We start from the raw sequence: 8,919 nt of genomic DNA on the forward strand, positions 1-8,919 counted from the left end.
GGAACTCGAACTGGCGGTCTCGCAATCGCAGCGCTTCCGCGGCGTCGCAACCATCGATTTCGCCAGTTCGCTGGCCCCCGACGAGATCGCCGCCCAGATGCGCAAGCTGGCGGCGAAATCCAGGGCGGTCGCGCTTGTCGGTCCGGACCATCCGACGCTGACGGCAGCCGTCGAGACCCTGAAGGCAAAGGGGCAACCCGTCTTCTCTCTGCTATCCGACTTTGCCGCCGGCATCCGCGAGGGCTATGTCGGCCTCGACAACCGCAAGGTCGGTCGTACCGCGGCCTGGATGATCGCCAGGGCGGCGAGGAAGCCTGGCAAGGTAGCACTTTTTGTCGGCAGCCATCGCTTCCATGGCCATGAGCTACGCGAGATCGGCTTCAGATCATTTTTCCGCGAGCATGCGCCGGAATTCACGGTGATGGAGACGCTGGTCAACCTGGAAGCCAACCAGGTGACCCATGATGCGATGATCGATCTTCTGGCGCGGTACCCGGATCTTGCCGGCTGCTACGTCGCCGGCGGCGGCATGGAAGGCGCGGTTTCCGCGCTCAGGGCAGCGAGGCCCGTAAATATGCCGGTGGTGGTTTGCAATGAGATAAACGCCGAGTCGCGCGCGGCGCTCGCCGACAACATCCTGACCATGGTGATTTCGACGCCGCTGGCAGCACTATGCCGCGAGCTTGTCGATCTGATGGCGCATGCCATCGAGGCAGGCGCTGCCAACGCGCCGGGCCAGACCTTCCTGCCCTTCGACATCTATCTGCCGGAAAACATCTAGATTCGGGCAAAACATCTAGGCTCAGCCAATGCATCCAGGTTCAGATCGGGCACCACGATGCATCGGCAATGATGTGAACCATCAGCCTGATGGATTCTTGCAGAAGATTTGCCGGCGCTCAGCCGCGTTGCCCGAAAATCCGCCATCCGATTTCGGAATCTCCTTGACGCCCGCAGGCGGAATGGAATAAATATTTCACCAGATAGGTATTTTGGTTCTTTCGTTCCGGAACATCTGTTTCAAGCAGAGGACTTGGCGTTCCAGCCAACGCGGAAATCGCCATCGGGAACGGAGATGGCAATCGGGAGAGATTCCCCTGGAGATCGGGGATTCCGGGTAGATCGGTGCAGCCGGACACCAATTCTGTGGAGGAGAGATAAAATGAAGAAACTGCTGTTGGGCGCCGCATTCTTGGCGCTGATGAGCTCGTCCGCCCTCGCTGCCAAAATCGGCGTGTCAATGGCGCTGTTCGACGACAATTTTCTCACCGTGCTGCGCAACGGCATGATCGAGCAGGCCAAGGGCATGGACGGCGTGGAGTTGCAGGTCGAGGACGCGCAGAACGACGTCGCCAAGCAGCTCGACCAGATCAAGAACTTTGTCGCCTCGGGCGTCGACGCGATCATCGTCAATCCGGTCGACACCTCGGCCACCCAGGCAATGTCGGACGCGGCCGCTGCGGCCAATGTTCCGCTGGTCTATGTCAACCGCGAGCCGGTCAATGTCGACACGCTGCCGGACAACCAGGCCTTCGTCGCCTCGAACGAGGTTGAGTCAGGCACTCTCGAGACCCAGGAAGTCTGCCGCCTGTTCAAGGAAGCCGGCAAGACCGAGGCCAATGTCTACGTGATCATGGGCGAGCTGTCGAACCAGGCCGCGGTGCAGCGCACCAAGGACATTGACGATGTGATCGCCACTCCGGAATGCAGCTTCATCAAGATCATCGACAAGCAGACGTCGAACTGGAAACGCGAGGAAGCGCAGAACCTGATGACCAACTGGCTGTCGACCGGCAAGCCGTTCGACGGTGTGATCGCCAACAATGACGAAAGCGCCATCGGTGCGATCCAGGCCATGAAGGCTGCCAACATCGATATGAAGTCGGTTGTCGTCGGCGGCGTGGACGCCACTCAGGACGCGCTTGCCGCGATGCAGGCGGGCGATCTCGACGTCACCGTATTCCAGGATGCGGCCGGCCAGGGTGCCGGGGCGCTGGACGCGGCGCTCAAGCTTTCCAAGGGCGAGGCGGTTGAACAGAAGGTCTACATCCCCTTCCAGCTGGTCACGCCGGCAAACATCGACAAGTTCCTGCAGAAGAACTGAGGCAGAGGACCCGTTTTTCGATAGGGAGCGGCGCGGCAGAGCATCGGACCGATTTGAGAATCCGATGTCGAAAAAACAAAAAAGCGCCTCTCCTCCTTTCCCTTATCGCCGAAACAGCCGGCGGGAGGGCGACTACGGCTGATGGAGGATCAAGATTTGGCACAGACAACCCATGGCGTCGGCGGACTCAGCTATGATGCGAAGAAGCGCACATGGCCTGCCGAATTCAACGTTTTCCTGGCGCTCATCATCCTCGTCGGCGCCTTCGAGCTGATAGGCCGCGTCTTTCTTGGCGACAGCTTCCTGTTCAACACCCGCGCCAATGTCGATACGATCTTCAACGAGGCGCGCCTGCAGATCATCATCCTGCAGGTATCGATCGTCGGCATCATCGCCATCGGTGTGACGCAAGTGATCATTTCCGGCGGCATCGATCTTTCCTCGGGTTCGGTCGTCGGCGCCACGGCGATGATCGCCATGAGCTTCGCCCAGGTGGCGACGGTCAACGGCAACCCTAACCCCAAGGCGATGTTCATCGAGCAGGGCTGGACTGACCTGCCGGTGATCGTGCCGGTGCTTGTCGCGATCGGCTGCGGCCTGCTGGCGGGCCTGATCAACGGAACGCTGGTCGCCTACACCCGCATTCCGCCGTTCATCGCCACGCTTGGCATGATGGTCACCGCGCGCGGCGTCGCCAAATGGTGGTCCAAGGGGCAGCCGATCTCGTTTCCCACCGAAGGTTTCGCCGCCATCGGCAAGGGGCTGATGCCGGTCATCATCTTCATATCGCTGGCGATTTTGTTCCAGCTGATCCTGTCATACACCAGGTACGGCAAGCACTGTTATGCCATCGGCTCCAACGAGGACGCCGCCCGCATGTCCGGCATAAATGTCCAGAACCACAAGATCCTCGTCTTCGTCATTGCCGGCATCCTCGCCTCGCTTGCTGCCGTGGTGCTGAGCTCCAAGAACCTCACCGCTCAGGCCGGCATGGGCGTGATGTACGAACTGGACGCGATCGCCATGGCGGTCATCGGCGGCGTCTCGCTGTCTGGCGGCCGCGGCTCGATCATCGGAACGGTGATCGGTGCGCTGATCTTCGGCGTCATCATCTCCGGCTTCACCTTCCTGCGCCTCGACGCCTACTACCAGGAGATGGTCAAGGGTGTGATCATCATCGGCGCAGTCGTTCTCGATCAGTGGCGCCAGCGCCTGCGGGCAATGAGGGCTTGATCATGTCAGACATCGTCCTGAAGACCGAAAACCTGACCAAATACTATGGCGGCGTGCATGCGCTCGAAGGCGCGAACTTCGAACTGCGCAAGGGCGAGCATGTCGCCATCATGGGCGACAACGGCGCCGGCAAATCGACCTTCGTGCGCCAGATCACGGCCGTCGAGCAGCGCACCAGCGGCAAGGTCTGGTTCGACGGCAAGGAAGTGAACTTCGCCGGCCCGATCGCCGCGCGCGAGGCGGGCATCGAAACGGTGTTCCAGAACCTTGCGCTCGCCGACGATCTCGACGTGCCGTCGAACCTGTTTCTCGGCCGCGAAAAGGTGCTTTTCAATCTCGGGCCGTTCTCGATCCTCGATCGCAAGTTCATGCGTAAGGCGACCGAGGCAGCGCTGATCCGCACGGCGGTCAAGATTCCCAACCTTTCCAACACCATCCGCCACATGTCGGGCGGCCAGCGCCAGTGCGTGGCAATCGCCAGAACCGCGACTTTTGCGTCCAAGCTCATCATCATGGACGAGCCGACGGCAGCACTTGGTGTGCAGGAGACGATGCAGGTCGAAAACATCATCCGCACGCTGAAAGCCAATGGCGAGCCGCTGATCCTGATCAGTCACAACATGCGCCAGGTGTTTGATCTGGTCGACCGCATCGTCGTCTTCCGACGCGGCCGCATCGTCGCCAATCTGCGCAAGCAGGACACCGACGGCAACGACGTTGTCTCTTACATCACCGGCGCCAAGACCGGGGAGGCAGAACTTGCGGCCTAAGGCGAATGCCGGCGCGGCGGGTCATCGGCCCGTCGCCGAGCAACCGCAATAAGAAAATCTACTGCGCCTTGCCGTGAACGGTGTATTAAAGACGCACTTCCATTTCGAACAATCCTCAAAGGAAATCCCATGTCTCTCCGCTTCGCTCTTCTCGGTGCAGGCCGCATCGGCAAGGTTCACGCCCGCGCCGTCGGCTCCAATCCGCAGGCTAAATTGGTCGCCGTGGCGGACGCCTTCGAGAAAGCAGCGACCGAACTGGCGGCGGCCTACGGCGCGGAAGTGCGCAGCATCGAGGCCATCGAAGAGGCCGGGGATATCGATGCGGTCATCATCTGCACGCCGACCGACACCCATGCCGATTTGATCGAGCGGTTCGCCAAAGCCGGCAAGGCGATCTTCTGCGAGAAGCCGATCGACCTTGACGCCGGCAGAGTGCAAGAATGCCTGGCCGTGGTCGACAAGGCCGGCGCCACTTTGATGGTCGGCTTCAACCGCCGCTTCGATCCGCATTTCGCCGCCGTGCGCAAGGCGATCGACGATGGCGCTATCGGCACCGTCGAGATGGTCACCATCACGTCGCGCGATCCCGGCCCGCCGCCGCTCGACTATATCGGCCGCTCGGGCGGCATCTTCCGCGACATGACCATCCATGATTTCGACATGGCGCGCTTCCTGCTCGGCGAGGAGCCGGTGGCGGTCAGCGCCCATGCCTCGGTGCTGGTCGACAGACAAATCGGCGAGGCCGGCGATTTCGACAGCGTCAGCGTCATCCTCGAAACCGCCTCCGGCAAGCAGTGCATTATCTCCAATTCGCGGCGCGCCACCTATGGCTACGACCAGCGCATCGAGGTGCATGGCTCGAAAGGCATGGTCGCGGCCGAGAACCAGCGGCCGGTGTCGATCGAACTGGCCAATGAGAAAGGCTATACGCGCCCGCCGCTGCACGACTTCTTCATGACCCGCTACCTCGAAGCCTATGCCAACGAGATCGCCGCCTTCATCGCGGCGGCGACATCAGGCAACAAGGCCGCACCGAGCGGCAAGGATGGGCTCGTCGCGCTGCGGCTGGCGGACGCGGCGCTAAAATCGGCCAGGGACGGCAAGACCGTCCGCCTCGACAAGACCATCTGAAGCAACACCAAGCACAGGAGCAAGGCGATGAACGGTTCCGCCGGTCGCAATTCCGAAACACGCGCCATCGTCACCGGCGGCGCGCAAGGCATCGGCTTCGCCGTCGCCGAGGCGCTGGCCGATGAGGGCTGCCGGGCGTTGGCGCTAATCGGACGCTCGCAGGAGAAGGGCGACAAGGCCGTCGCCACCCTCAAGAAGTCGGGCGTCGACGCGATTTTCATCAGCGCCGATGTCGCCCAAGTGGCCGACTGCAAGCGGGCCGTCGAAACGGCGATCGCTCATTTCGGCACCGTCAACGCGCTGGTCAACGCCGCCGCCACCTCGGCCCGCGGATCACTGGTCGAGACCTCCGAGGAAACATTCGACCAGATCTTCCAGACCAATGTGCGCGGCCCCTTCTTCCTGATGCAGGCTCTGGTGGCGCACCTGCTCGACCGCAAGGCGCCTGGCTCGATTGTCAACGTGCTGTCGATGTCGGCGCATTGCGGCCAGTCGTTCCTGACGCCCTATTCGTCGAGCAAGGGCGCTCTCATGACGCTGACCAAGAATGTCGCCAACGCCTATCGCAGCAATCGCATCCGCTGCAACGCGGTGCTGCCTGGCTGGATGGACACCGAGGGCGAGGACATCGTGCAGAAGAAATGGCACGCGGCACCCGACGACTGGCTGGAAAAGGCCGAGGCCGCGCAGCCGATGGGCCAGTTGGTGAAGCCGGACCAGCTTGCCCGGCTGATCAGCTATATGGTCAGCCCGCAGTCGGGCGTCATGACCGGATCGCTGGTCGATTACGACCAGAACGTTGCCGGAGCGGGCGCAGAGTAGCATCAGGGCGTGACAAGCGCCCCGGCTTCGGCTATAGGGCTGGCATGATCCACCTGACCGTCTCGTTCTGGTACTTTAGCTACGGCAGCTCGCTGGCGGCGGGAGGATTGCGCTCGATCTGAAGATTGCAGCATCAAAATCCGAACAGCCGCCAGACCTGGCGGCTTTTTTGTTTCAGCCGGCAGGTCTCCCAATCAGGAGCAGAAACCCGTGTTGACCACCACCGACGATCTTCGGGTCAAGGAAATAAGGGAATTGAGTACGCCGGACCAGGTGATGCGGGAGATACCGCGCACGCTGACGGCCACGCGGACCGTTACCGCGTCACGCAACGCGATCCACGCCGTGCTGGCCGGCGCCGATGATCGGCTGATCGTCGTCGTCGGCCCATGCTCGATCCACGATCCGGACGCTGCCGTAGACTATGCCAGCCGTCTGGCGACGCTTCGAGAGAGCCTGTCGGACCGGCTGGAGATCGTGATGCGCGTGTATTTCGAGAAGCCGCGCACTACGATCGGCTGGAAGGGCCTGATCAACGATCCCGACCTGGACGGCAGCTTCAATATCGACAAGGGACTGAGGCTGGCCCGCAACGTGCTCTCCGCCGTCAACAATCTCGGCCTCCCGGCGGCGACCGAATTCCTCGATATGGCCACTCCGCAATATATTGCCGACCTCGTTGCCTGGGGCGCGATCGGCGCGCGCACGACAGAGAGCCAGATCCATCGGGAACTCGCATCCGGCCTGTCCTGCCCTGTCGGCTTCAAGAACGGCACCGACGGCAATTTGCGGATCGCCGCCGAGGCGGTGAAATCCGCCGCCCAGCCGCATCATTTCATGGCGGTGACGAAGGGCGGGCGCAGCGCCATCGCGACGACCACCGGCAACGAGGACTGCCACGTCATCCTGCGCGGCGGCATTGTGCCGAACTATGACGCAACGAGCATAGCTGCCGCCTGCGCGGAGCTCGGTCGGGTCGGGGTAGCACCTCGGCTGATGATCGATGTCAGCCACGCCAACAGCAACAAGAAGCCTGGGAACCAGCCGACGGTGGCGGCTGACGTGGCGGGCCAGGTCGCAGCAGGCGACGCGCGCATCATCGGCGTCATGATCGAGAGCAACCTCGTCGCCGGCCGGCAGGAGGTCATGCCCAACAAGCCGCTGGTCTATGGCCAGAGCATCACCGATGGCTGCATCGACTGGGCAACCACCGAGACGGTGCTGCACGGCCTTGCCGACGCCGTCGAGCGGCGCCGGTCAGCGCGACGCGCAATGATATCGAGCCGTCCGGGAGCCGCCTGACGCGCTCCTCTTGTGGCAAGGGTGCTGAAACACGGCAGCGCGGCGTTCCCCGGCGGATCACGCCGCGCTGAGTCCTTCCCAGACAGTGAACACCGAGACGGCGAACAGCAACAGCCCAGCCGCCCGGCCGGCAAGAACGGTCGTCTGCGGATTGGCGACCAGCAGGTTACGGCTGCGGCCGGCGGTGATCGCAAGCCCGCCATAGATGGCGGCCTGGGTGAGGACCGTCAGCAACCCCATGACGGTTGCCTGCATCCAGATCGGACCGTAGGCGGGCTTCAAGAACTGCGGATAGACGGCAAGGACGAAAAGATAGGCCTTCGGATTGATCAGGCAGGTCACTAGCCCTTGGCGAAACGCCTTCCAGGCAGTGCGGCTGCCGGCGGGCGCGTTATCGCCGACGATGATGGAGCTGCGCATCAGAGTAATGCCGATGAAGGCCATATAGGCGGCGCCGGCGATCAGGAGTGGCTTGAACAGGATCGGCACGAAATGCATCAGCAGGCCGACGCCGACCGCGCCGTTCAGCGTATGCACCATGCCGCCCAGCATGATGCCGCCGGTCGCCGCCAATCCTCTGTCGCGTCCGCCGGTCAGCGCATTGGCAAGCACGAACAGCATGTCCATGCCCGGCACGGCGATAATGCCGAACAGGAGAATGAAGAACAGCCAGAGGTTTTCCGTGTAGCTCATGTCAGTTGCCTGCCGTCTGGCGCCGCAAAGCCGCAGCGGAACCTGTTGATTTTCAAACCGATAGGCCGCCCTATAGGTGATCCCAACTGACGGGGTATTGTCAGTTGCCTTCGAGGTTGAGTGAATTGCGCAAGGCGTCGCGTCTGTTCGAGATCATCCAGATCCTACGGCTAGCCAGAAAGCCGGTGACCGCGGCAATGATTGCCGAGCGTCTGGAAGTGACGATGCGCTCGGTCTATCGCGATATTGCCGCTTTGCAGGCGATGCGTGTGCCGATCCAAGGCGGCCGCGGCATTGGCTATATCCTGCGCCCCGGCTTCGACCTGCCGCCGCTGATGTTTTCGATCGAGGAGATGGAGGCGATCGTGTTGTCGCTGGCGTTGCTGGAGCGCACCGGCGACAGCGAGCTGAAGCAGGCGGCCAAGCGCGTCAGCGCCAAGATCGCCGGCGCGGTGCCGCCGCCTTTGCGCCAGACGCTCGATGCCAACGCCCTGCATGCCTGGGGATTCGCAGCACCTTCGGCCTCGGCGGTCGATCTGGCGCTGGTTCGCCGCGCCATCCGCGACGAGGAAAAGCTCGACCTCTCCTATTGCGATGAAGCGGGCCGGGCGACCGAACGCATCATCCGCCCGATCGCCCTCATCTACTATGCCGAAACCGCCAACATCGTCGCATGGTGCGAGCTCCGCCAGGCCATCCGCAATTTCCGCAGCGACCGCATCGATGACTGCCAGCCGACAGGCCTATGGTTCAAGGGCGAAGGCGATGATCTGCGGCAGCTCTGGGTGGACGGGTGGGAGATCAACGCCACAACCGCCGGCAACTGATGCGTCGCCGGCTTCCAGGTTGAGCTATCTAACATCT

Annotated in this window: 9 protein-coding genes; 8 read left to right on the plus strand and 1 reads right to left on the minus strand. The window is 62.4% G+C overall.

Features of this window, described 5'->3' with window-relative positions; genetic code table 11:
* From EOA86_RS11470 to EOA86_RS11500, 7 genes are all read left to right on the plus strand, one after another.
* The coding region (locus EOA86_RS11470; protein ID WP_128341724.1) for a substrate-binding domain-containing protein at positions 1-781 on the plus strand (781 nt) is incomplete at its 5' end.
* Positions 782-1,162: 381 nt separating this feature from the next.
* Positions 1,163-2,104: a sugar ABC transporter substrate-binding protein gene (locus EOA86_RS11475; RefSeq protein ID WP_095517462.1), complete on the plus strand. Its 942-nt coding sequence runs from the start codon at positions 1,163-1,165 to the stop codon at positions 2,102-2,104.
* A 156-nt stretch (positions 2,105-2,260) separates the two neighbouring features.
* Positions 2,261-3,337, plus strand: coding sequence for an ABC transporter permease (locus EOA86_RS11480; RefSeq protein WP_128341726.1), 1,077 nt, complete (start codon positions 2,261-2,263; stop codon positions 3,335-3,337).
* Positions 3,338-3,339: 2 nt separating this feature from the next.
* The gene (locus EOA86_RS11485) at positions 3,340-4,107 is read left to right on the plus strand and encodes an ATP-binding cassette domain-containing protein (RefSeq protein ID WP_029347391.1); all 768 of its coding nucleotides are present in this window, start codon (positions 3,340-3,342) and stop codon (positions 4,105-4,107) included.
* A gap of 129 nt (positions 4,108-4,236) precedes the next feature.
* Positions 4,237-5,238: an inositol 2-dehydrogenase gene (gene iolG, locus EOA86_RS11490; RefSeq protein WP_128341728.1), complete on the plus strand. Its 1,002-nt coding sequence runs from the start codon at positions 4,237-4,239 to the stop codon at positions 5,236-5,238.
* 27 nt (positions 5,239-5,265) lie between these two features.
* Entirely contained in the window at positions 5,266-6,060 is a 795-nt protein-coding gene (locus EOA86_RS11495) for an SDR family oxidoreductase (RefSeq protein ID WP_065011550.1), read from the plus strand.
* Between the two features lie 210 nt (positions 6,061-6,270).
* Complete coding sequence (locus tag EOA86_RS11500) at positions 6,271-7,362, plus strand: 3-deoxy-7-phosphoheptulonate synthase (RefSeq protein WP_128341730.1); 1,092 nt, start codon at positions 6,271-6,273, stop codon at positions 7,360-7,362.
* A gap of 57 nt (positions 7,363-7,419) precedes the next feature.
* Here the strand turns inward: EOA86_RS11500 and EOA86_RS11505 are convergent, their stop codons facing one another.
* Positions 7,420-8,055, minus strand: coding sequence for a LysE family translocator (locus EOA86_RS11505; protein WP_128341732.1), 636 nt, complete (start codon positions 8,053-8,055; stop codon positions 7,420-7,422).
* 125 nt (positions 8,056-8,180) lie between these two features.
* On the opposite strand from EOA86_RS11505, the gene EOA86_RS11510 reads away from it, so the two are divergent.
* Complete coding sequence (locus EOA86_RS11510; RefSeq protein WP_128341733.1) at positions 8,181-8,882, plus strand: YafY family protein; 702 nt, start codon at positions 8,181-8,183, stop codon at positions 8,880-8,882.
* Positions 8,883-8,919 lie beyond the last annotated feature (37 nt).

This window comes from Mesorhizobium sp. M5C.F.Ca.IN.020.32.2.1 (assembly GCF_004023105.1).
GTDB classification, from domain to species: domain Bacteria; phylum Pseudomonadota; class Alphaproteobacteria; order Rhizobiales; family Rhizobiaceae; genus Mesorhizobium; species Mesorhizobium wenxiniae.